A 21,343-nucleotide genomic window follows, 5' to 3' on the forward strand; every position below is an offset into this window, starting at 1 on the left:
AGTCCAAATTCAACCTTTCAGTTTAGAAAGATTCCTATTGCGCTATTTCGGCCGAAATTTATTTGCCATTGTCATAAAGGAGTCCTCATGAATCGCCCCAAGAGCATGCTGGTTGCCAACATCGCGTGGGCCCGCGAGACGCGCGAACACATGCCCGGCTTTTTCGACGCGCTCGCGCGCGGCCAGAATCCGCGCGTGCTGTGGATCGGCTGCTCGGACAGCCGCGTGCCGGCCGAAACCATCACGCATTGCGCACCCGGCGAGCTGTTCGTTCATCGCAACATCGCGAACCTGTTCCATCCCGACGACGACAATTCCGCCAGCGTGCTCGAGTACGCGGTGCGCGTACTGCAGGTCGACCACGTGATCGTGTGCGGGCACTACGGGTGCGGCGGCGTGCGCGCGTCGCTGCTGCCGCCGCCGTCCGAGCTGCCGCACGTCGCGCGCCGCATCGCACCGCTCTGCGCGCTCGCGCGGCGCCATCGCGACACGCTCGACGGGCTCGACGACACGGCCGCCGCCGACCGCCTCGCCGAGCTGAACGTGCTCGAACAGGTGCGGCTGCTGCGCGCGTCGCCGATCGTGCGCGGCCGGGAACGGCCGCCGCTCGTGCACGGCTGGATCTTTTCGCTCGCCGACGGCCGCCTGCTGGAACTCGATTCCGGCTACACGACACTGCCCGCCGACGTCGAACCCGTGCGGGCCGCAACGGCCGCCGCGCTCGGCTGATTCACCCCCGCCCCTTACGCCAATGAAATCGCCCCAACCATGAAACTGAACGAGCGCCTGTCCACCCTGCCGCGCGACATCGTCGCCGGCATCGTCGTTTTCCTCGTCGCACTGCCGCTCTGTCTCGGCATCGCCAATGCGTCCGGCGTCGAGCCGTTCGCCGGGCTCGTGTCCGGCATCGTCGGGGGCATCGTCGTCGCGCTGCTGAGCGGCTCGTCGTTGTCCGTCAGCGGGCCGGCCGCCGGGCTCGTCGTGATCGTCGTCGAAGGGATCGCGCAACTCGGCAGCTTCTCCGCGTTCCTGCTCGCGGTGCTGCTGTCCGGCGTGCTGCAGTTCGGGTTCGGCATGCTGCGCGCCGGCCGCTTCGCCGCGTACGTGCCGTCGCCCGTCATCAAGGGCATGCTCGCCGCGATCGGCCTGCTGCTGATCGTGAAGCAGATTCCGTTCGCGTTCGGCATCGGCGGCTCGGCAGCGCAATCGTTTGCGAACTGGCCGGGCCTGCCGGTCGCATGGGCCGCGACGGCCATCGCGCTCGCGTCGCTCGCGCTGCTGGTCGCGTGGGACACGCCGGCGCTGCGCCGCTTCACGCTGGTGCGCTCGGTGCCCGCGCCGCTTGCGGTCGTCGTGCTGGGCATCGGCGCCACACTCGTGCTGGGCTTCGTCTCACCGTCGGTCGCGCCGGGCGCTGCCCATCGCGTAACGTTGCCCGAACTCGGATCGTTCGCGGCCTTCGCGGCATCGCTCAAGCACGCGGAGCTCGGGCCGAACTTCGCGCAGCTCGTCAATCCGGACGTGTGGCGCGTCGCGATCACGCTCGCGGTCGTCGCGAGCCTCGAGACGCTGCTGAGCCTCGAAGCGGTCGAGCAGATCGATCCGAAGCGCCGGCCGACCCAGCCCGACCGGGAGCTGAAGGCCCAGGGCGTCGGCAATCTCGTCGCGGGCGCGTTCGGCGGCCTGCCGATCACGTCGGTGATCGTGCGCAGCTCGGTCAACGTCAATGCGGGCGCGCAGAGCCGGATGTCGGCGATCGTCCACGGGATGCTGCTGCTCGCGAGCGTGTTCGCGCTCACCGGCCTGATCAACCTGATCCCGCTCGCGAGCCTCGCCGCGATCCTGATCCACACCGGTTTCAAGCTCGCGAAACCGGCGCTGTTCCGCTCCGTGATGAAGCAAGGGCCGGCCGCGTTCGTGCCGTTCGCCGCGACGATCGGCGGCGTGCTGGCGGTCGACCTGCTGTTCGGCATCGCGCTCGGCCTCGCATGCAGCGTGCTGGCGGTCGCCGTCGCGAACCTGAAGAGCCCCGTCACGCTCGCGCAGCACGACGACCACTTCCTGCTGTCGTTCCGCAAGGACGTGTCGTTTCTCGGCAAGGTGCAGGTCAAGCACCACCTGCGGCACATTCCGGACCGGGCAGCGGTCATCATCGACGCGACGCGCGCCGACTACATCGATCACGACGTGCTCGAACTGCTCGACGCGTTCGTCGCCGATGCGCCGCGGCGCGGGATCGCGGTCGAGTTCCGCCGACGCAGCCCGGTGCCCCGCGCGGCTACGCGCCGCTGGCTGTTCCGCGCGCCGGCCGCCGAATGAGCGGCAGATGAAACAACGCCCCGGCGGCGCAGGGCCGCACGGGGCGTTTCGATCAAGCGCAGCGCGCGGCGCTTACGAGCGCTGCGGGTTGAGCTTGTCGTCCTTCGAATGCAGCTTGTTCAGCGCGGAGATGTACGCCTTGGCGGACGCGGCGACGATGTCCGGATCGGTACCGACGCCGTTGACGATCCGCCCGCTCTTCGACAGCCGGACGGTCACTTCGCCCTGCGCCTGCGTGCCGGTCGTGATTGCGTTCACCGAGTACAGCAGCAATTCGGAACCGCTGCCGACTTCGCCTTCGATCGCGTTGAACGTCGCGTCGACCGGACCGTTGCCGCGCGCCTCGCCGGTCACTTCCTTGCCTTCGACCGCGAACACGATTTTCGCCTGCGGCTGCTCGCCCGTCTCCGAACGCTGCGACAGCGACACGAACTTGAAGTGTTCCTGCTCGTGCGCGAATGCCGATTCCTCGGACACGATCGCGATGATGTCCTCGTCGAAGATCTCGGCCTTGCGGTCGGCCAGATCCTTGAAGCGCATGAACGCGGCGTTCAGTTCCGCTTCGCTGTCGAGCGACACGCCGAGTTCCTGCAGGCGCTGCTTGAACGCATTGCGGCCCGACAGCTTGCCGAGCACGATCTTGTTCGCGGACCAGCCCACATCTTCCGCGCGCATGATCTCGTAGGTGTCGCGCGCCTTCAGCACGCCGTCCTGGTGGATGCCCGACGCGTGCGCGAACGCGTTCGCGCCGACCACGGCCTTGTTCGGCTGCACGACGAAACCGGTGATCTGCGACACGAGCTTCGACGTCGGCACGATCTGCGTCGTGTCGATGCCGACGTCGAGGCCGAAGTAGTCCTTGCGGGTCTTCACGGCCATCACGATTTCCTCGAGCGACGTGTTGCCCGCACGCTCGCCGAGACCGTTGATCGTGCATTCGACCTGACGCGCACCGCCGATCTTCACGCCGGCGAGCGAGTTCGCGACGGCCATCCCGAGATCGTTGTGGCAGTGCACGGAGAAGATCGCCTTGTCCGAGTTCGGAATGCGCTCGCGCAGCGTCTTCACGAGGTTGCCGTACAGTTCCGGCACGCCGTAGCCGACCGTGTCGGCGATGTTGATCGTGGTCGCGCCTTCGGCGATCACGGCTTCCAGCACGCGGCACAGGAAGTCCAGGTCGGAGCGGCTGCCGTCTTCCGGCGAAAATTCGACGTTGTCGGTGAACTTGCGCGCGAAACGCACCGCGAGGCGCGCCTGCTCGAACACCTGGTCGGGCGTCATCCGCAGCTTCTTTTCCATGTGCAGCGGCGACGTCGCGATGAACGTGTGGATCCGGAAGCTGTTGGCCGGCTTCAGTGCATCGGCCGCGCGCTGGATGTCCTTGTCGTTGGCCCGGGCCAGCGAGCAGATCGTGCTGTCCTTCACGAGACCGGCGATCGTGTGGATCGCGTCGAAATCGCCGTTCGAGCTGGCCGCGAAACCGGCCTCGATCACGTCGACCTTCATCCGCTCGAGATGCTTCGCGATGCGGATTTTCTCTTCCTTCGTCATCGACGCGCCGGGCGATTGCTCGCCGTCACGCAACGTCGTATCGAAAATGATCAGCTTGTCTGTCATGGGGGGCTCCAGGGCTCTTTATACGGAAGTCAAACGTAATGAGATCGCGCCACCGCTGGCGACGCTCAACAACAGACGAGGCTTGACGGAGGGCGGGAACGATCAGCGCGGCAGGCGCGCCGACGCTAGCGCGCGTAGCGGCGCACCGGCTAGAAGGAGGGAGAGGCGGGAAAATGCAGTCATGCCGAAGACTATAGCGGCATTCCGTTGGGCGCGCAATCGGACGGCACCCCGGGTTCCAGCGGCACCGTTCTAAAAAGGGGCAAATGAAAACGGCGGCCGCAAGGCCGCCGTTTCGGGGCAAATCGCGCGTCGGGTCAGTGATCGCGCTGCGACGAGCGCGCCGGATTCGCGCGCCCGCGGATCGCCATGTAAGCCCAGAACACGTAGCCGGACAACCCGTACAGCACGAACAGGCAGAACAGCATCAGCGGCGGGTCGGACGACACGAGCACGAACGCGACGACGACGAGCAGGATCGCCGCGAACGGCACGCGGTGCCGCACGTCAAGCGCCTTGCCACTGTAGAACGGCGCGTTCGACACCATCGTCACGCCCGCGTAGATCGTCAGCACGAACGCGACCCACGGCAGCCAGCCGAGCTTCATCGGCACGCGGTTGTCGGTCGCGAGCCACACGAAGCCGGCGATCAGCGCGGCGGCGGCCGGGCTCGGCAACCCCTGGAAGAAGCGTTTGTCGACGACGCCGATGTTCGTATTGAAGCGCGCGAGGCGCAGCGCGGCGCCCGAGCAGTAGACGAATGCGGCGAGCCAGCCCCAGCGGCCGAGATCCTTCAGCACCCACTCGTACATCACGAGCGCGGGTGCGACGCCGAACGACACCATGTCCGACAGGCTGTCGAACTGCTCGCCGAACGCGCTCTGCGTATGCGTCATGCGCGCGACGCGCCCGTCCATCCCGTCGAGCACCATCGCGACGAAAATCGCGATCGCGGCGATCTCGAAACGCACGTTCATCGCCTGCACGACCGCGAAGAAACCGCAAAACAGCGCGGCGGTCGTGAACGCGTTCGGCAGCAGGTAGATGCCGCGCGTCTTCAGGAACCGCTGGCGCGCGGCGCGGCGGCTCTCGATGGGTACCGGATCGGCGGCCATCCCCTTGTTGCGGCGGAACGGGCGTGGCGTCTGGCCGGAGCCGTTGCGCGGCCGACGTGGTTTGAATGCGGCCATCGTGCGCCCCGCCGCTTACTGTTCGAGCTCGGCGAGGATCGTCGACGACGCGTAGACCTTCTCGCCGATCGACACCTTCGCGCGGCTGCCGATCGGCAGGTACACGTCGACGCGCGAACCGAAGCGGATGAAACCGTAGCGCTGGCCGCGCGACAGCGGCTCGCCGGCGCGTACGTAGCAGAGAATCCGGCGGGCGACGAGGCCTGCGATCTGCACGGCGGTGACGGTCTTGCCGCTCGCCGTCTGGATCACGACCGCATTGCGCTCGTTCTCGGTCGACGCCTTGTCGATCGCCGCGTTCAGGAACGCACCCGGGAAGTACTCGACCTTCGAGATCGCGCCATCGACCGGCGAACGCTGCGAATGGACGTTGAAGACATTCATGAACACGCTGATCTTCAACGCTTCGCGGTTCGCGTACGGATCCTGCGCGGTCTCGACCGCGACGATGCGGCCGTCCGCCGGGCACAGCACCGCGTTCGGCTGCGCCGGGATCGGGCGCTGCGGATCGCGGAAGAACTGGACGACGAAGGCGAGCAGCAGCCAGAACGGCCACGCGAAGCCGAAGCCCCCGACGGCGTGGATCAACAGCGCGATGACGGCAGCAATCGCGATGAACGGCCAGCCTTCGCGCGCGATGATCGGATGAGGATAGTTCATGGATTCGTTCTGTGTTCGGTGAATTGCAAAGCCCGTAGCATAACAAAAGCCGCCCGGGGCACTGCTGCCTTCGGACGGCTTTTTGATGCCGACCCTCCACTCGAAGGGCCGGAACAGCACGCGGTGCTTAGTTCTTCGACTGGTCGACGAGCTTGTTCTTCGCGATCCACGGCATCATCGCACGCAGCTTCGCACCGACCTGCTCGATCTGGTGCTCGGCCGTCAGGCGACGGCGCGACTGCAGCGTCGGTGCGCCTGCCTTGTTCTCGAGAATGAAGCTCTTCGCGTACTCGCCCGTCTGGATGTCGGTCAGGCACTGCTTCATCGCCTTCTTCGTCTCTTCCGTGACGACGCGCGGGCCCGTCACGTACTCGCCGTACTCGGCGTTGTTCGAGATCGAGTAGTTCATGTTCGCGATGCCGCCTTCGTAGATCAGGTCGACGATCAGCTTCAGTTCGTGCAGGCACTCGAAGTACGCCATTTCCGGCGCGTAGCCTGCTTCGACCAGCGTCTCGAAGCCGGCCTTGATCAGCTCGACGGTACCGCCGCACAGCACGGCCTGCTCGCCGAACAGGTCGGTTTCGGTCTCTTCGCGGAAGTTCGTCTCGATGATGCCCGCACGGCCGCCGCCGTTCGCTGCCGCGTACGACAGCGCGATGTCGCGTGCCGCGCCCGACTTGTTCTGCGCAACCGCGATCAGGTGCGGCACGCCGCCACCTTGCGAGTACGTGCCGCGCACGGTGTGGCCCGGTGCCTTCGGCGCGATCATGATCACGTCGAGGTCGGCGCGCGGGATCACCTGGCCGTAGTGGACGTTGAAGCCGTGCGCGAATGCCAGCGCCGCGCCCTGCTTGATGTTCGCGTGCACTTCCTTCGCGTAAACGTCGGCGATCTGCTCGTCCGGCAGCAGCATCATCACGACGTCTGCGCCCTTCACCGCTTCCGCGACTTCCTTGACCGACAGGCCGGCGTTTTCGGCCTTGCTCCACGACGCGCCGCCCTTGCGCAGGCCGACCGTCACGTTCACGCCGCTTTCCTTCAGGTTCAGCGCGTGTGCATGGCCTTGCGAGCCGTAGCCGATGATCGTGACTTGCTTGCCCTTGATGAGGGAGAGGTCAGCGTCTTTGTCGTAGAAAACGTTCATGATGGGTTCCTTCGCTAATTCAAAAATTCAACAATTCGTTCGGATGGAGTACTGCGGGCCGGGACATGACGGCGCACCCGGCGTGCCTCTTTGGCATTTCGGCATCAAACCTTCAGGATGCGCTCGCCGCGTCCGATGCCGGAGCTGCCGGTACGCACGGTCTCGAGGATCGCGCTCGCGTCCAGCCCCTGGATGAATGCGTCGAGCTTGTCGCTCGCGCCCGTCAATTCGATCGTGTAGGTCTTTTCGGTCACGTCGATGATGCGGCCGCGGAAAATGTCCGACATCCGCTTCATTTCTTCGCGCTCCTTGCCCACTGCACGTACCTTGATCAGCATCAGCTCGCGTTCGATGTGTGCACCGTCGGTCAGGTCCACCACTTTCACCACCTCGATCAGGCGGTTCAGATGCTTCGTGATCTGTTCGATCACGTCGTCGGAGCCAATGGAAACGATGGTGAGCCGCGACAGCGATTGGTCTTCGGTCGGCGCCACCGTCAAGGTTTCGATGTTGTAGCCGCGTGCGGAAAACAGACCGACCACGCGCGACAGCGCGCCCGGTTCGTTCTCCAGCAGGACGGAAATGATGTGTCTCATGTTCGCTTCTTCCAGAATGTGTCCGTGTCGATTCACTCGCGCCGCGCGCCGCCGCGTGCCGCACCGCCCTTCGTGAAGGCGGCCGCATCCGGCCTGAGCGCGCGTCGCGCCGTTACAGATCTTCCGATCCGAGCAGCATCTCGGTGATGCCCTTGCCGGCCTGTACCATCGGCCAGACGTTTTCGGTCGGATCGGTCTGGAAGTCGAGAAACACGGTGCGATCCTTCAGGCGCAGCGCTTCCTTCAGCGCCGGCTCCACATCCGAGGTCTTTTCGATCCGCATGCCGACATGGCCGTACGCTTCGGCGAGCTTCACGAAATCGGGCAGCGCATCCATGTACGAATGCGAATAGCGCTTGCTGTATTCGATCTGCTGCCACTGGCGAACCATGCCGAGGTAGCGGTTGTTCAGCGAAATGATCTTCACGGGCGTGTCGTACTGCAGGCAGGTCGACAGTTCCTGGATGCACATCTGGATCGAGCCTTCGCCCGTGATGCACAGCACGTCGTCGTCCGGGTGCGCCATCTTGACGCCCATCGCTGCCGGCAGGCCGAAGCCCATCGTGCCGAGGCCGCCGGAGTTGATCCAGCGACGCGGCTTGTTGAATCGGTAGAACTGCGCGGCCCACATCTGGTGCTGGCCGACGTCCGAGCACACGAACGCATTGCCGTCCGTCAGCTCCCACGCCTTCTCGACCACGTACTGCGGCTTGATGATCTCGCTTTCGCGGTCGAACTTCAGGCAGTCCTTCGAGCGCCAGCCCTCGATGTCCTTCCACCATTGCGCGAGCGCGTCGGTGTCGGGGCCGTGCTCGGCCGTCTGCAGCTGCTCGATCAGTTCCTTCAGCACTTCCTTCACGTCGCCGACGATCGGGATGTCGACCTTCACGCGCTTCGAGATCGACGACGGGTCGATGTCGATGTGGATGATCTTGCGCGGACGCGACGCGAAGTGCGCCGGATCGCCGATCACGCGGTCGTCGAAGCGGGCACCGATCGCGATCAGCACGTCGCAGTGCTGCATCGCCATGTTCGCTTCGTAGGTGCCGTGCATGCCGAGCATGCCGAGGAATTTCTTGTCCGACGCGCGATAGCCGCCGAGGCCCATCAGCGTGTTCGTGACCGGGTAGCCGAGCAGGTCCGCGAACTGGTTCAGTTCGCGCGACGCGTCGGCGAGGATGATGCCGCCACCCGTATAGATGTAGGGACGCTTCGCCGTCAGCAGCAGCGACACGGCCTTGCGGATCTGGCCCGAATGGCCTTTCGTGACGGGGTTGTACGAACGCAGCGACACGCTCTTGACGGGCTCGTACTCGCACGGCGTCTTCGAGATGTCCTTCGGGATGTCGATCAGCACCGGGCCCGGACGGCCGGTGCGGGCGATATAGAACGCCTTCTTGACGGTTTCAGCGAGGTCGCGCACATCCTTCACGAGGAAGTTGTGCTTCACGCACGGGCGCGTGATGCCGACGGTGTCGCATTCCTGGAATGCGTCCTGGCCGATCGCGGCAGTCGGCACCTGGCCGCTGATCACGACCATCGGGATCGAATCCATGTACGCCGTCGCGATGCCGGTCACCGCATTGGTGACGCCGGGGCCCGACGTCACGAGGCAGACGCCGACATTGCCGGTGGAACGCGCATACGCATCGGCTGCGTGCACGGCCGCCTGTTCGTGGCGCACCAGCACGTGCTGAATCTTGTCCTGCTTGTAAAGCTCGTCGTAGATATAGAGAACCGAGCCGCCGGGGTAGCCCCAGATGAATTCGACGTTCTCGTCGGCCAGTGCCTTCATGAGCACGGTGGCGCCGATGGAGTCGCTATCGGGAGGGGAAAGGGGTTCCGACGTGGAGAATTCCGCGCTGGGCATGTTCATTTTGACCTTTCGAATTTTCGGCAAAAAATTGATCGGGTGCTCTCTGCCGGGCTTGTGGCTCGGGTTCAAGCGGCGCGTCCAGTTTGAAGGGCGGGCTTCTTGGGCCAGCCTCAAATGAGACCATCACTTCATGTTGCGAATCGTTGACGATAGCGGGTCGCGATTGGGTCGTCAAGCAAAATATCCCGCAGCGCATCATGCGCGTCGCCCGGCACCCCGCCGCCGCGGCTCGCGCGCAACGCGCGACGCCCAATCCGGTGCCAAGCAGCGCGAAAATTTGTTAGCATCCGCGGGTTTTACGAAATTTTTCGACCTTTTACACCACGCAGCGGTCCGCAGCGCATACCTTCACGGAATGGCATCAGACAAGGAACTCGCCGACTTTCTGGCGGGCGTCGAAAGGCGCGCGTTCAAGCAGGCTGCGTACGCGGTGCGTGACGACGACGCGTCGCTCGACATCGTGCAGGACGCGATGATCAAGCTGGCCGAGAAATACGGCGACCGGCCGGCGGCCGAACTGCCGCTGCTTTTTCAGCGGATCCTGCAGAACACGATCCACGACTGGTTTCGCCGGCAGAAGGTCCGCAACACGTGGGTCACGCTCTTCTCGTCGCTGAACAACACCGACGACGAAGACTTCGACCCCCTCGAAACGCTCGAATCCGCGGACGACAACGCGGGCGTCGAGAGCAGCGAGCACCGCCTCGAGAGAGAGCAGGTTCTGGCCCTGATCGACGAAGAAATCCAGAAACTTCCGACGCGTCAACGGGAAGCGTTCCTGATGCGTTATTGGGAAGATATGGATGTCGCCGAGACTGCCGCCGCAATGGGGTGCTCCGAAGGCAGCGTCAAGACGCACTGCTCACGAGCCACTCATACCCTGGCGCAAGCGCTCAAGGCCAAAGGAATCACGCTATGAGCTCCACTCCCGCAAATCGAGAACACGAATTCGCGCTGAAGGTGCGCCGCGCGCTGGACGAGCGCGCGGCCGAACTGCCTGCCGCGACCACCGATCGGCTGGCCGTCGCCCGCCAGGCTGCGCTCGCGCGCAAGAAGCCCGAGCCCGCGACCGCGCCGGTGTTCGTGCCGGCCTTCGCCGGCGCGGCCGGCGCCTACGGCCCGGCGCCCACGAGCCGCCCGCAGGCATCGTTTGCGCGCCGCCTGCTGCGCGCGTGGCCGCTGGCGCTGCTGCTCGCGGGGCTCATCGGCATCGCCTACTGGGAAGACATGCAGCGCACCGCCGAGCTCGCCGATATCGACGCGGCGATGCTCAGCGACGACCTGCCGCTCAACGCGTATCTCGATCACGGGTTCAACGCGTATCTTTCGCGCGCTCACTAACAGACAATAACGAGGGGATCGCACGGGTGAGTCAGAAGCGCGGCCTGGCCGTATTTTTCGGATGCGTGATCGCGATCGCCGTTTCCTACGTCGCCACCTATTCGCGATTCCACCCGTCACCCGCGACGACGTCCGTCACGGCCAGCAGCCCTGCCGCGCCCGCATCGGCCGCGACCGGGCTGACCACCGACCTCCCGCCGCTGCCCTTGCCGGCCGCCAACGGCCCGCTGTCGTGGGCACGCCTCACGCCGGCGCAGCACGCGGCACTGGCGCCGTTCGCCGACCAGTGGGACGGCTTCAGCGACGCCCGCAAGCGTAAATGGCTGAAGATCGCATCACGTTTCGCGAAGTTGACGCCGGATGACCAAAAGCGCCTGCAGGACCGGATGTCCGAATGGGCGCGGATGACGCCCGAGCAGCGCCGCGTCGCACGCGAGAACTACCAGAGCGCGAAGGAGCTTTCCGCACAGGCGCGCGAGCGCGCGTGGAAGGCCTACCAGCAACTCCCCGAGGAGCAGAAGGAGCGTCTTGCCGCGGCCGAGCGCCGCCGTCGGCCGAGCGTCGTCAGCGCGCCGCCGACCGTCGCCGACCGTGACGTCCGCCGCCTCGTCAATTCGCACGATCACCCGGCAAGCGGTGCGGCCACCGCACCGGCGCCCGCCTCGATCGGCGTCGCCGTGTCGCCGGTGCCCGCGTCGTCGACGGCCGGCGCCGCGTCCGTGCCCGCTGCGGTGGCACCGGTGTCGCCCGCCGACGCGCCTTCGCTGTTCAAGGGCTCCTGAGCGGCCGTGGCGAACGCCCGCGCACCCGAGACTCCGGCCGCCGCGCCTTCCGTGCGGCGACGCCTCGCCGCGCTGCTGTACGAAGGCGTGCTGCTGTTCGGCGTCGTGTTCTTCGCGGGGCTCGCGTTCAGCCTCGCAACGCAGCAGCGCAACGGCCTCGTCCATCACAACCTGCTCGCCGCGTGGATCGCGCTCGTCGTCGGCGCGTACTTCGTCTGGTTCTGGACCCATGGCGGCCAGACGCTGCCGATGAAGACCTGGCGGCTGCGGCTCGAATCGTCGAGCGGCCGGCCGCTGCGCGCCGGCCACGCGCTCGTCCGCTATGCGCTCGGCTGGCTGTGGTTCCTGCCGCCGCTCGCACTGCATCCGCTCCTCGGCCTGTCGGTGCCGGTCACGCTGGCGCTCACCGCCGCGTGGATCGTCGCATGGGCCGGCGCCGCGCGGCTGCATGCCGGCCGCCAGTTTCCGCACGACCGGATCGCGCGCACGCGCGTCGTCGCCATGCCGCGCTGATGCGCTGCATTCACCAGACGAAATCAGCCCGCCCAAGCCTCCGCCACTTCGCCCGACGGCCTGCCGGACAAGCGCCGACCGTTCGGTGCGGCAGATTACGCAACGCCCGTTGATTCACTGCTAAACACCCTGCATAGGTCGTAATAAGAACGTCTCGTGACTGTCACGGCACAGTCACGCCCGCATGGCGGAATGCCGGTAATGTCAACCGGCGAGTCATGCATGGGCCAGAAAACGTCTGCGACCTCCCTCTTCCGTCACCCGCTCGGCGCTCGCACCGCCACCGCCTTCCTGTCCGGCGCGGCCGCAACCGATGGCCTGGCGTCGCAAGCGCCGCCTGCCGCACACACTACGCAGCACGACGACCCCGACCCGTCCGCGCATCGCTACCGCACCATCTGGCTGTCCGACATCCACCTCGGTTCGAGCGGATGCCAGGCGCCGTACCTGCTCGACTTCCTGCGTCACAACGATTCGGAATACCTGTACCTCGTCGGCGACATCATCGACGGCTGGCAGTTGAAGAAAGGCTGGTACTGGCCGCAGGCACACAATGACGTCGTGCAGAAGATCCTGCGCAAGGCGCGCAAGGGCACGCAGGTCGTCTACATCCCCGGCAACCACGACGAAGGCGCGCGGCAGTTCTGCGACCTCGCGTTCGGCGACATCCAGGTGCGCGGCGAGGCGTTCCACACGACGCTCGCGGGCAAACGTTTGTGGATCGTGCACGGCGACCTGTTCGACGGCGTGATCCAGCACGCGAAATGGCTCGCGTACCTCGGCGACACGCTGTACACGCTGATCCTCGTGCTGAACCGCTGGTTCAACCGGATCCGCAGCCGGCTCGGCTTCCAGTACTGGTCGCTGTCGCAGTACCTGAAGCACCAGGTCAAGAACGCAGTCAACTTCATCTCGCAGTTCGAGACCGTGATGACCGACGAGGCGCGCCGCCGCGGCTGCGACGGCGTCGTGTGCGGCCACATCCACAAGGCCGAGATTCGCGATATCGATGGCGTGCTGTACTGCAATGACGGCGACTGGGTCGAAAGCCTGTCCGCGCTCGTCGAAACGATGGAAGGCGAACTGAAGATCGTCTACTGGACGGTGATGCGCACCGCGCCGTCGGAGACCACGTCGCGCAAGGCCAAGGCCACTGCCTGACACAACCCTACTTACAGGACATTGCCGCGATGAAGATCATGATCGTCACCGACGCGTGGGAACCGCAGGTCAACGGCGTCGTGCGCACGCTGAAGAGCACGTCGCGTGAACTCACGGCGCTCGGCCATCGCGTCGAACTGCTGACGCCGCTGGAATTCCGCACGGTGCCCTGCCCGACCTACCCCGAGATCCGCCTGTCGATCCTGCCGTACCGCAAGCTGCGCGCACGGATCGACGCGTTCGGGCCCGACGCGCTGCACATTGCGACCGAAGGCCCGCTCGGCCTCGCCGCGCGACGCTATGCGCGCTCGCGCAAGCTGCCGTACACGACCGCTTACCACACGCGCTTTCCGGAATACGTGCAGGCGCGCTTCGGCATCCCGCTGGCCGCGACCTACCGCTTCCTGCACTGGTTCCACGGCCCGTCGCTCGCGGTGATGGCGCCGACGCCGGTCGTCAAGGAAGACCTCGAGAAGTTCGGCTTCACGAACGTCGTGCTGTGGACGCGCGGCGTCGATCTCGACATCTTCCGCCCGATGGAGTCGAAGGTGCTCAACACCGCGCGGCCGATCTTCCTGTACGTGGGCCGTGTCGCGATCGAAAAGAACGTCGAGGCGTTCCTGCGCCTCGACCTGCCCGGCTCGAAGTGGGTCGCGGGCGAAGGCCCCGCGCTCGCGGAACTGAAGTCGCGCTACCCGGAGGCGAACTATCTCGGCGTGCTGTCACAGGCCGAGCTCGCGAAGGTGTATGCTGCGGCCGACGTGTTCGTGTTCCCGAGTCGCACCGACACGTTCGGCCTCGTGCTGCTCGAGGCGCTCGCCTGCGGCACGCCGGTCGCCGCGTATCCCGTCACGGGCCCGATCGACGTGCTCAGCGGCGGCGACGCGGGTGCGATGCACGAGGACCTGCAGGAAGCCTGCCTCGAAGCGCTGAAGATCGAACGCACGACCGCGCGCGAGTGGGCTGAACGCTTCTCGTGGCGCGCGGCATCCGAGCAGTTCGCATCGCATCTGAAGCCGCTGCCGAAGACCGCGTACTCGCCAGCCGAAGGTGCCGCCGTTTGAAACGAGACCTGAACGACAAGACCCCGCCCCCCGCCGCGACGCCGCAACGGCACCGCCCGTTCGACGAGGAAGAGCCGCATGGCGACACGGACGCGCACGCGTCCGAACCGCTCGGCCCCGACGATCAACTGACGCCGCTGCCGCCGAACCCGTACAAGCGCCACCGCGGCATCACGCGCGCATGGTACGCACTCAAGCATTCGTTGAACGGCTTTCGTGTCGCGATCCGCGAAGAGAGCGCGTTTCGCCAGGAGCTCACGCTCGCCGCGCTGATGCTCCCGATCGGCGCATTCGCGCCGGTGCCGGCTGCGTCGCGCGCGCTGCTGATCGGCTCGGTGCTGCTGGTGCTGATCGTCGAACTGCTGAACTCGAGCGTCGAAGCCGCGATCGACCGCATCTCGCTCGAGCGCCACGAACTCTCCAAGCGCGCGAAGGACCTCGGCAGCGCGGCCGTGACGGTCGCGCTGTTCGCGTGCGTGACGACCTGGGGCTTCGTGCTCGGCCCGGTCGTCGCGCACTGGCTCGGCTTCTAGGCTTCCAGGCGGCTGCCTGCGGGCGCGTTGCACACCGCCCGCGTGCGGCGCTGCACCATCCGTCGCGCGGGGCCGCGATCACGAAATGCGCCCGATGTGGCGAAACCCCGGTTTATAATCGTCCGCTAGACATAGAACAGCAACCCGCGCCGGACGAATCACGCAGCATCGATTGCAGCGCCCGCCAGTCCGGCACACACAGGGCCGGACGACATGGAAGCGAAACCTCCCCGCCGCACCCGCGAACGGATTCTCGAGTTGTCGTTGAAACTCTTCAACGAGATCGGCGAGCCGAACGTCACGACCACGACGATCGCCGAGGAAATGGAAATCAGTCCAGGCAACCTGTACTACCATTTCCGCAACAAGGACGACATCATCAACAGCATCTTCGCGCAGTTCGAGCAGCAGATCGAACGGCGGCTGCGCTTTCCCGAAGATCATCGTCCGACGATCGACGAAACCTGGTCGTACCTGCAGTACATGGCCGATTTCATGTGGACCTACCGGTTCCTGTATCGCGACCTCAACGACCTGCTCGCCCGCAACCGCACGCTCGAGACGCACTTCAAGCAGATCATCAGCCACAAGGTGCGCTTCGCGCACGACATGTGCGAGCTGCTCGTGTCCGACGCCGAGATGGTCGCGACGCCCGCCGAGATCGAGGTCATCGCGACCAACATGGCCGTTATTTCGACGTACTGGCTGTCGTATCAGTACGTGATGCATCCGCGCAAGTACAACGACCAGGACGCGATCCGCGAGGAACTGCACCAGGTCAGCATGCACGTGATCTCCGTGATGGCGCCGTACCTGCGCGGCCGTTCGCGCCAGTTGTTCGACGACCTGGTCTCCGGCAAGCTGCCGAAGCGCCAGTTCACCGACTACCTGCCGCCGCGCGACGGCTCGCCGCGCCCCGCCGACAGCCCGGTCACCGTTGGGCAGGCTCCCGCCAAGGATTCCAAGCAATGAAGGCAGTCTGCGTTTACTGCGGCTCGTCGCCCGGCGTGCGGCCCGTCTATGCCGACGCCGCGCGCGCATTCGGCCGCGCGCTCGTCGATGCGGGCATCACGCTCGTGTACGGCGGCGGCCGGGTCGGCCTGATGGGCGTGATCGCCGACGAAGTGATGGCGGCCGGCGGCCGTGCGGTCGGCGTGATCCCCGAACTGCTCGTCGACAAGGAAGTCGGCCATACGGGGCTGTCGGAACTGCACGTCGTGCCCGACATGCACCACCGCAAGAAAATGATGGCCGACCTCGCCGACGCGTTCGTCGCGATGCCCGGCGGTGCCGGCACGCTCGAGGAGCTGTTCGAGGTCTACACGTGGGCGCAGCTCGGTTATCACCGCAAGCCCGTCGCGCTCTACAACATCGATTCGTTCTACGATCCGTTGATCGCGCTGCTGCGCCATACGGTCGACGAGGGCTTCATGCAGCCGGCCTATTTCGATGCGCTGTGCGTCGATTCGGAACCCGTCGAACTGATCGAGCGGCTGCGCCGCTACCAGCCGCCCGGCCGCGACAAGTGGGCGCCCGACGCAGCGAAGTAACTCTCCCCGGGAACCGCACGCGATGACCGCACCGTCCGGCCGCAAAGCCGTCCTCATCACCGGCGCGAGCCGCGGCATCGGCCGCGCGACCGCCGTGCTCGCGGCCGAACGCGGCTGGGACGTCGGCATCAACTACGCGCGCGATGCAGCGGCAGCCGAACTCACCGCACAAGCCGTCCGCGACGCGGGCGGCCGTGCCTGCGTCGTCGCGGGCGACGTCGCGAACGAAGCCGACGTCGTCGCGATGTTCGACACCGTCGCGGCCGCATTCGGACGCCTCGACGCGCTCGTCAACAACGCAGGCATCGTCGCCCCGTCGATGCCGCTCGCCGACATGCCGGCCGACCGGCTGCGGCGGATGTTCGACACCAACGTGCTCGGCGCGTACCTGTGCGCGCGCGAAGCCGCGCGCCGGCTGTCCACCGACCGCGGCGGCCAGGGCGGCGCGATCGTCAACGTCTCGTCGATCGCATCCCGGCTCGGCTCGCCGAACGAATACGTCGACTACGCGGGCTCGAAAGGCGCGGTCGACTCGCTGACGATCGGCCTTGCGAAGGAACTCGGCCCGCACGGCGTGCGCGTCAACGCGGTACGCCCGGGCCTGATCGAGACCGAAATACATGCGAGCGGCGGCCAGCCGGGCCGTGCGGCCCGCCTCGGCGCGCAAACGCCGCTCGGCCGCGCGGGCGAAGCGCAGGAGATCGCCGAAGCGATCGTCTGGCTGCTCGGCGACGCGGCGTCCTACACGACGGGCGCCCTGCTCGACGTCGGCGGCGGCCGGTAACCGCGCGCGGCACATCAAAACCGCCGCGACAAGCAATCTGTCGTCACAGCGCCACAAATCTCTACAATTTCGTGACGGTTTCAGTAAACATCCGTAATAGATCCGTGATCTACTAGCGGGCATTCAGACAGGCGTCATAAATGCCTGTTCTTTGCCGCCCTGATGTGGCCCTTATCGGTCCGGCCCATGTCGCCGAACCGGCTCGACTCGACCCGAGATCCTTTCCATGCCTGGAACCGCAGCGCCGAGCCGGCGACGCACGTCCGTGCCCGCTCCGGCCCCGCACGCACACCCGACCGCCGACGCCAACCTCACCACGACGCTTGACGCCGCCGGCACGCCCGTCGTCGCCGCGACCACCGCAACCAGCACCACGCGCGACCGTTCGCTCCTGCTCGGCTGGCGCGCGTGGCTGCTCGTCGCCGCCCTGGTCTGCGCGTATGTGCTGCCCGGCGTGCTCGGCCACGACCCGTGGAAACAGGACGAAACCTACACGTTCGGCATCATCCAGCACATGCTCGAGACGGGCGACTTCGTCGTGCCGACCAATGCCGGCCTGCCATTCATGGAAAAGCCGCCGCTTTACGCATGGGTCGCGACCAGCATCGCGTGGCTGCTGCAGCGGGTGATGCCGCTGCACGACGCGGCACGGCTCGCGAGCGCGCTGTTCGCGGCACTCGCGTTCGGCTTCATCGCACGCTCGGCGCGCGTCGCCAGCCGCGCGGACAGCTGGTTCGACCTGCGCGTGATCGGTCCCGTCGTGCTGAGCGCGAGCACACTCGTCGTCATCAAGCACATGCACGACATGATGACGGACGTCGCGCTGTTCGCCGGTACGGCAATGGGCTTCTGCGGGCTGCTCGAACTCGTGATGCAGCACGTCGCGCGCGCGCAGCAGATGCGGCACGGGCTACCGGTCCGGCCGTCGGGCCGCTGGGCTGCGCCGATCTTCGGCGCGGGCGTCGGCATCGCGCTGATGACGAAGGGGCTGTTCGTGCCGCTCGTATTCGCGGCCACGCTCGCCGGCGCGCTGGCGCTCTACCCGGCCTGCCGCACCCGCGCGTTCGCGCGCGCGCTCGGCGTCGCCGCGCTCGTGTTCGCGCCGTTCGCGCTGATCTGGCCGACCGCGCTGTTCCTGCGCTCCGAGACGCTGTTCATGACGTGGTTCTGGGACAACAACGTCGGCCGTTTCTTCGGTTTCTCCGTCCCCGAACTCGGTGCGGAAAACGACAAGCCGTTCTTCATCCTGCGTGCGTTCCTGCTCGTCGGCTTCCCGGTCACGCCGCTCGCGATCGTCGCGCTCGCGCGCGGTGCGTGGCGCGACTGGCGCACGCCGCGCATCGCGCTGCCGGTGCTGTTCACCGGCATCGGGCTCGCGGTGCTGCAAGTGTCCGCAACGTCGCGCCAGCTCTACATCCTGCCGTTTTTCGCACCGCTCGCGCTGGTCGCCGCGCAGGCGATCGACCGCATTCCGCGCACGCTGCATCTCGCGTGGGATTACTTCAGCCGCGTGCTGTTCGGTACCACCGCCGCGCTCGCCTGGGCAATCTGGGCAGTGATGGCCGACCCGGCCGCGTCGCGCGCGGATCTCGCGCCGCTCGGCCGCTGGCTGCCGCTCGACTGGACGATGCCGATCGAGCCCGCGCTCGTGGTCGGTGCGCTCGCACTGACGGTCGGCTGGCTGACGCTGCTGCCGAAGCTGCGCACGACGGGCCTCTGGCGCGGCGCGCTGTCGTGGGGCGCCGGCGCGCTCGTCGCGTGGGGGCTCGTCTACACGCTGCTGCTGCCGTGGCTCGACGTCGCGAAAAGCTACCGCTCGGTGTTCGACGACCTGAACGCGCATCTCGCGCTCGAATGGAACGACGGCGACTGCATGGCGAGCCTGCACGGGCTCGGCGAATCGGAAGCGCCGATGCTGTACTACTTCTCCGGCATCCAGCACACGCCGATCGACGACGCGAAGACGACACGCTGCACGTGGATGATCGTCCAGGGTGTGCGGGCCGTCGATCCGGCGCCCGGCAGCGAATGGAAACTGTTCTGGACGGGCGCGCGCCCGGGCGACAACGAGGAACTGCTGCGCGTCTACGTGCGCACGCCCGAGCAGCACCTGCAATGACGCAGGGCGGCGCGGCGCGGCGCGCCGTCCTGCCTGCATTCATCTCCGGCAAAGGTCGAGACCGGCCGCCTGAGCAGTGCGCAACCGCTGGGCGATGCGCACCGCCAGCCGGTTTCCCCGCCCGCCAGCGCACCCGCGCGAATCTGCGGGCTCGCGCCTCCCCTCTTCAGTCACGCAACCGCCCGGATCGTCAGAACGACGAACCGGGTTCGCGAAGAAACGCTGTCTCCTCATCGGTCGACGTCCGGCCGAGAATCGCGTTCCGGTGCGGAAAGCGGCCGAAGCGCTCGACCACGGCCGCATGCCGCAACGCGAAGCGGTGATAGCTCTCGCATCCTGCCTCGTTGCGAATGCCCGTGCACAGGCGCACGGCTTCGCGCTGGCTGTCGGCCGATTCGTCGTGTTCGAACGGCAGGTACGCGAACGCACGGTGATGGCCGCTCGGCAGTTGCGCATCCCAGCCGGCCGCGACGACGCGGCGTGCGAGCGCGAGGGCCTTCGGATCGGCGGCAAACGCGCGCGGCGTGCCGCGGTGGATGTTGCGCGAGAACTGGTCGAGCACGACGATCAATGCAAGCGCACCCGACGGCGAGCTGGCCCAGTGATCGCATGCGCCGTCGCACGCGGCGTCGAGCAGCGCGCCGTAGCGCGTGCGCAGCACGTCGTCGAACGCCGCGCCGCCGTTGAACCAGACCTTGCGTTCCCGCCCGAATTCGGTCGAACCCGGCTCGCCGAACCAGAAATCCAGAATCTCCCGCGCTTGCGGATCCAGCGCCGCCGCGCCCGCCACCCCGGTGTCGATCGTCATGCAAACTCCAGTACGAGGCGCCGCGTGCGCGCGCTCTTCTTTTCAAGTTTCGCGACGCGCAGGTCGCCGATCTCCGACGTGTTGCGCACATGCGTGCCGCCGCACGGCTGCAGATCGACCTGCTCGATGCGCAGCAGCCGCACGCGGCCGAGACCCATCGGCGGCTTTACGCTCATCGTGCGCACGAGTTCGGGGCGCTCGGCCATCTCGTCGTCGGTGATCCATTCGGTCGTGACCGGATGCGCGCCGACGACCAGGCCGGCGAGGCGCCGCTCGACGTCGTCGCGGTCGATCGCTTCGGACGTCGCGAAATCGAGCCGCACGTAGTCGGCCGTCACGCTGCAGCCGTCGACCGCGTACGGCAGCACCGCGCACATCAGGTGCGCGGCCGTATGCAGGCGCATGTGCCGGTAACGGCGCAGCCAGTCGATCGCCGCCACCACGCGCGTGCCGGGTACGAGCGCCGCGACGCGCGCCTCCTGCCCCGGTGCCGGCACGTGCACGGCGTCGTCGGGCGTCGCGCCGTCGAACTTTGCCTTGCGCGTATCGGCAATTTCGATCGTGCTGCCGTCGGGCAGGGTCAGCGTGCCGGTGTCGCCGGCCTGGCCGCCGCCGAGCGGATAGAACACGGTGCGGTCGAGCCGGATGCCGTCGTCGCCGACAGCCTCGACGACCGCATCGCATTGCGTGAGGTAAGCGTCTTCGCGAAACAGCGCTTGTGTCGTCATCGGGCGAGCCTCGTATCGATGAGGGGAAACGGCCAGTGTCGCGCCGCGCGCCGTGCGCGCCCAGACGCAGATCGTCCCGCGCACGGGCAGCAGCGTACCGGTCGATCAACCGGGCCGGTTGCGCATCCAGTCGGCCGTTTCGTAAAACGAATGCATGAGCCGCTCACGCAGCGGCTCGGGCAGCCCGACATCCTCCATCGCCCACGCCATGCAGCGCAGCCACTGGTCGCGCTCGACCGACGCGATCGGGAACGGCAGGTGCCGCGCGCGCAGGCGCGGATGGCCGAACCGGCTGATGTAGTGGTCGGGACCGCCAAGCCAGCCGCACAGGAACCAGAACAGCTTGTCGCGCGAACCGTCGAGCGACGCCGGGTGCACCGCGCGAATCTGCGCGAACTCGGGTTCGAGGTCCATCAGGTCGTAGAAGCGGTCCACCATCTCGCGCACGCGGGCTTCGCCGCCCACGAGCTCGAACGCCGTCGGCTGCGACGGCGCATCATCATTCACATCGGTCATACGGATAGTCGGAAAACGGGATCTTCGGGACCGCCGGCGACG

22 protein-coding genes are annotated in these 21,343 nt (G+C 66.7%); 13 read left to right on the forward strand and 9 right to left on the reverse strand.

Annotated features, from left to right (window positions below; all coding sequences use genetic code 11):
• Positions 1-87 precede the first annotated feature (87 nt).
• Positions 88-729, forward strand: a complete 642-nt coding sequence (locus tag LXM88_RS17125) for a carbonic anhydrase (protein WP_262535150.1) — start codon at positions 88-90, stop codon at positions 727-729.
• 39 nt (positions 730-768) lie between these two features.
• Positions 769-2,319, forward strand: a complete 1,551-nt coding sequence (locus LXM88_RS17130; protein WP_262535151.1) for a SulP family inorganic anion transporter — start codon at positions 769-771, stop codon at positions 2,317-2,319.
• A 72-nt stretch (positions 2,320-2,391) separates the two neighbouring features.
• Here LXM88_RS17130 and LXM88_RS17135 read toward each other — a convergent pair whose 3' ends face one another.
• The 6 genes from LXM88_RS17135 to LXM88_RS17160 all read right to left on the reverse strand — a co-directional run bounded on the left by LXM88_RS17135 (position 2,392) and on the right by LXM88_RS17160 (position 9,402).
• Positions 2,392-3,936 (reverse strand): 2-isopropylmalate synthase, encoded by a 1,545-nt coding sequence (locus LXM88_RS17135; protein WP_047898617.1) that lies wholly within the window; start codon positions 3,934-3,936, stop codon positions 2,392-2,394.
• Between the two features lie 317 nt (positions 3,937-4,253).
• Positions 4,254-5,126: a CDP-diacylglycerol--serine O-phosphatidyltransferase gene (pssA, locus tag LXM88_RS17140; protein WP_069747452.1), complete on the reverse strand. Its 873-nt coding sequence runs from the start codon at positions 5,124-5,126 to the stop codon at positions 4,254-4,256.
• A 15-nt stretch (positions 5,127-5,141) separates the two neighbouring features.
• Positions 5,142-5,786 (reverse strand): phosphatidylserine decarboxylase, encoded by a 645-nt coding sequence (locus LXM88_RS17145; protein ID WP_262535153.1) that lies wholly within the window; start codon positions 5,784-5,786, stop codon positions 5,142-5,144.
• 127 nt (positions 5,787-5,913) lie between these two features.
• Positions 5,914-6,930, reverse strand: a complete 1,017-nt coding sequence (gene ilvC, locus LXM88_RS17150; protein ID WP_034184875.1) for a ketol-acid reductoisomerase — start codon at positions 6,928-6,930, stop codon at positions 5,914-5,916.
• Positions 6,931-7,034: 104 nt separating this feature from the next.
• Positions 7,035-7,526 carry an acetolactate synthase small subunit gene (gene ilvN, locus LXM88_RS17155; RefSeq protein ID WP_006750445.1) on the reverse strand — a complete coding sequence of 164 codons (492 nt, stop codon included), beginning with the start codon at positions 7,524-7,526 and terminating at the stop codon, positions 7,035-7,037.
• A 112-nt stretch (positions 7,527-7,638) separates the two neighbouring features.
• Positions 7,639-9,402, reverse strand: a complete 1,764-nt coding sequence (locus tag LXM88_RS17160) for an acetolactate synthase 3 catalytic subunit (RefSeq protein ID WP_262535159.1) — start codon at positions 9,400-9,402, stop codon at positions 7,639-7,641.
• A gap of 355 nt (positions 9,403-9,757) precedes the next feature.
• Between LXM88_RS17160 and LXM88_RS17165 the strand changes: the two genes are divergently transcribed.
• From LXM88_RS17165 to LXM88_RS17215, 11 genes are all read left to right on the forward strand, one after another.
• The gene (locus LXM88_RS17165; RefSeq protein ID WP_262542865.1) at positions 9,758-10,321 is read left to right on the forward strand and encodes an RNA polymerase sigma factor; all 564 of its coding nucleotides are present in this window, start codon (positions 9,758-9,760) and stop codon (positions 10,319-10,321) included.
• Positions 10,318-10,743: a DUF3619 family protein gene (locus LXM88_RS17170; protein ID WP_262535161.1), complete on the forward strand. Its 426-nt coding sequence runs from the start codon at positions 10,318-10,320 to the stop codon at positions 10,741-10,743. Before LXM88_RS17165 ends, LXM88_RS17170 begins: the two co-directional genes overlap by 4 nt.
• A 26-nt stretch (positions 10,744-10,769) precedes the next feature.
• Positions 10,770-11,525: a DUF3106 domain-containing protein gene (locus tag LXM88_RS17175; protein WP_262535162.1), complete on the forward strand. Its 756-nt coding sequence runs from the start codon at positions 10,770-10,772 to the stop codon at positions 11,523-11,525.
• Positions 11,526-11,531: 6 nt separating this feature from the next.
• Positions 11,532-12,038: an RDD family protein gene (locus tag LXM88_RS17180; protein ID WP_096471397.1), complete on the forward strand. Its 507-nt coding sequence runs from the start codon at positions 11,532-11,534 to the stop codon at positions 12,036-12,038.
• Positions 12,039-12,260: 222 nt separating this feature from the next.
• On the forward strand, positions 12,261-13,199 hold the full coding sequence (locus LXM88_RS17185; RefSeq protein WP_262535164.1) for a UDP-2,3-diacylglucosamine diphosphatase: 939 nt from the start codon (positions 12,261-12,263) through the stop codon (positions 13,197-13,199).
• Between the two features lie 29 nt (positions 13,200-13,228).
• Complete coding sequence (locus LXM88_RS17190; protein ID WP_262535166.1) at positions 13,229-14,263, forward strand: glycosyltransferase family 4 protein; 1,035 nt, start codon at positions 13,229-13,231, stop codon at positions 14,261-14,263.
• Entirely contained in the window at positions 14,260-14,796 is a 537-nt protein-coding gene (locus tag LXM88_RS17195) for a diacylglycerol kinase (protein WP_262535167.1), read from the forward strand. The genes LXM88_RS17190 and LXM88_RS17195 overlap by 4 nt, the downstream gene beginning before the upstream one ends.
• Before the next feature lie 213 nt (positions 14,797-15,009).
• Entirely contained in the window at positions 15,010-15,768 is a 759-nt protein-coding gene (locus LXM88_RS17200; RefSeq protein ID WP_096471400.1) for a TetR/AcrR family transcriptional regulator, read from the forward strand.
• Positions 15,765-16,346, forward strand: coding sequence for a TIGR00730 family Rossman fold protein (locus tag LXM88_RS17205; protein WP_262535170.1), 582 nt, complete (start codon positions 15,765-15,767; stop codon positions 16,344-16,346). Before LXM88_RS17200 ends, LXM88_RS17205 begins: the two co-directional genes overlap by 4 nt.
• Before the next feature lie 22 nt (positions 16,347-16,368).
• Complete coding sequence (locus LXM88_RS17210; RefSeq protein ID WP_175919317.1) at positions 16,369-17,130, forward strand: SDR family oxidoreductase; 762 nt, start codon at positions 16,369-16,371, stop codon at positions 17,128-17,130.
• Between the two features lie 226 nt (positions 17,131-17,356).
• On the forward strand, positions 17,357-19,249 hold the full coding sequence (locus tag LXM88_RS17215; protein WP_262535173.1) for an ArnT family glycosyltransferase: 1,893 nt from the start codon (positions 17,357-17,359) through the stop codon (positions 19,247-19,249).
• Positions 19,250-19,439: 190 nt separating this feature from the next.
• Here LXM88_RS17215 and LXM88_RS17220 read toward each other — a convergent pair whose 3' ends face one another.
• The 3 genes from LXM88_RS17220 to LXM88_RS17230 all read right to left on the reverse strand — a co-directional run bounded on the left by LXM88_RS17220 (position 19,440) and on the right by LXM88_RS17230 (position 21,301).
• Complete coding sequence (locus LXM88_RS17220; RefSeq protein WP_262535174.1) at positions 19,440-20,057, reverse strand: DUF924 family protein; 618 nt, start codon at positions 20,055-20,057, stop codon at positions 19,440-19,442.
• Positions 20,054-20,785, reverse strand: a complete 732-nt coding sequence (locus LXM88_RS17225; RefSeq protein ID WP_262535177.1) for an alanyl-tRNA editing protein — start codon at positions 20,783-20,785, stop codon at positions 20,054-20,056. Before LXM88_RS17225 ends, LXM88_RS17220 begins: the two co-directional genes overlap by 4 nt.
• Positions 20,786-20,890: 105 nt before the next feature.
• A complete protein-coding gene (locus LXM88_RS17230) occupies positions 20,891-21,301 on the reverse strand; it encodes a group II truncated hemoglobin (RefSeq protein ID WP_262535178.1) in 411 nt (136 codons plus the stop codon).
• Between the last annotated feature and the right edge of the window lie 42 nt (positions 21,302-21,343).

Origin of the sequence: Burkholderia sp. S-53, from assembly GCF_025560745.1 — a bacterium.
GTDB classification, from domain to species: Bacteria; Pseudomonadota; Gammaproteobacteria; order Burkholderiales; family Burkholderiaceae; genus Burkholderia; species Burkholderia pyrrocinia.

What these genes read in the sequence shown, in the direction of transcription:
- LXM88_RS17165 (WP_262542865.1), top strand. Translation starts at nt 9,758, where the DNA reads ATGGCATCAGACAAGGAACTCGCCGACTTTCTGGCGGGCGTCGAAAGG.
- LXM88_RS17220 (WP_262535174.1), bottom strand. Translation starts at nt 20,057, where the DNA reads ATGACGATCGACACCGGGGTGGCGGGCGCGGCGGCGCTGGATCCGCAA.
- LXM88_RS17125 (WP_262535150.1), top strand. Translation starts at nt 88, where the DNA reads ATGAATCGCCCCAAGAGCATGCTGGTTGCCAACATCGCGTGGGCCCGC.
- LXM88_RS17210 (WP_175919317.1), top strand. Translation starts at nt 16,369, where the DNA reads ATGACCGCACCGTCCGGCCGCAAAGCCGTCCTCATCACCGGCGCGAGC.
- LXM88_RS17145 (WP_262535153.1), bottom strand. Translation starts at nt 5,786, where the DNA reads ATGAACTATCCTCATCCGATCATCGCGCGCGAAGGCTGGCCGTTCATC.
- LXM88_RS17205 (WP_262535170.1), top strand. Translation starts at nt 15,765, where the DNA reads ATGAAGGCAGTCTGCGTTTACTGCGGCTCGTCGCCCGGCGTGCGGCCC.
- LXM88_RS17160 (WP_262535159.1), bottom strand. Translation starts at nt 9,402, where the DNA reads ATGAACATGCCCAGCGCGGAATTCTCCACGTCGGAACCCCTTTCCCCT.
- LXM88_RS17230 (WP_262535178.1), bottom strand. Translation starts at nt 21,301, where the DNA reads ATGACCGATGTGAATGATGATGCGCCGTCGCAGCCGACGGCGTTCGAG.
- LXM88_RS17170 (WP_262535161.1), top strand. Translation starts at nt 10,318, where the DNA reads ATGAGCTCCACTCCCGCAAATCGAGAACACGAATTCGCGCTGAAGGTG.
- LXM88_RS17200 (WP_096471400.1), top strand. Translation starts at nt 15,010, where the DNA reads ATGGAAGCGAAACCTCCCCGCCGCACCCGCGAACGGATTCTCGAGTTG.
- LXM88_RS17215 (WP_262535173.1), top strand. Translation starts at nt 17,357, where the DNA reads ATGCCTGGAACCGCAGCGCCGAGCCGGCGACGCACGTCCGTGCCCGCT.
- ilvN (WP_006750445.1), bottom strand. Translation starts at nt 7,526, where the DNA reads ATGAGACACATCATTTCCGTCCTGCTGGAGAACGAACCGGGCGCGCTG.
- LXM88_RS17135 (WP_047898617.1), bottom strand. Translation starts at nt 3,936, where the DNA reads ATGACAGACAAGCTGATCATTTTCGATACGACGTTGCGTGACGGCGAG.
- ilvC (WP_034184875.1), bottom strand. Translation starts at nt 6,930, where the DNA reads ATGAACGTTTTCTACGACAAAGACGCTGACCTCTCCCTCATCAAGGGC.
- pssA (WP_069747452.1), bottom strand. Translation starts at nt 5,126, where the DNA reads ATGGCCGCATTCAAACCACGTCGGCCGCGCAACGGCTCCGGCCAGACG.
- LXM88_RS17130 (WP_262535151.1), top strand. Translation starts at nt 769, where the DNA reads ATGAAACTGAACGAGCGCCTGTCCACCCTGCCGCGCGACATCGTCGCC.
- LXM88_RS17225 (WP_262535177.1), bottom strand. Translation starts at nt 20,785, where the DNA reads ATGACGACACAAGCGCTGTTTCGCGAAGACGCTTACCTCACGCAATGC.
- LXM88_RS17185 (WP_262535164.1), top strand. Translation starts at nt 12,261, where the DNA reads ATGGGCCAGAAAACGTCTGCGACCTCCCTCTTCCGTCACCCGCTCGGC.
- LXM88_RS17190 (WP_262535166.1), top strand. Translation starts at nt 13,229, where the DNA reads ATGAAGATCATGATCGTCACCGACGCGTGGGAACCGCAGGTCAACGGC.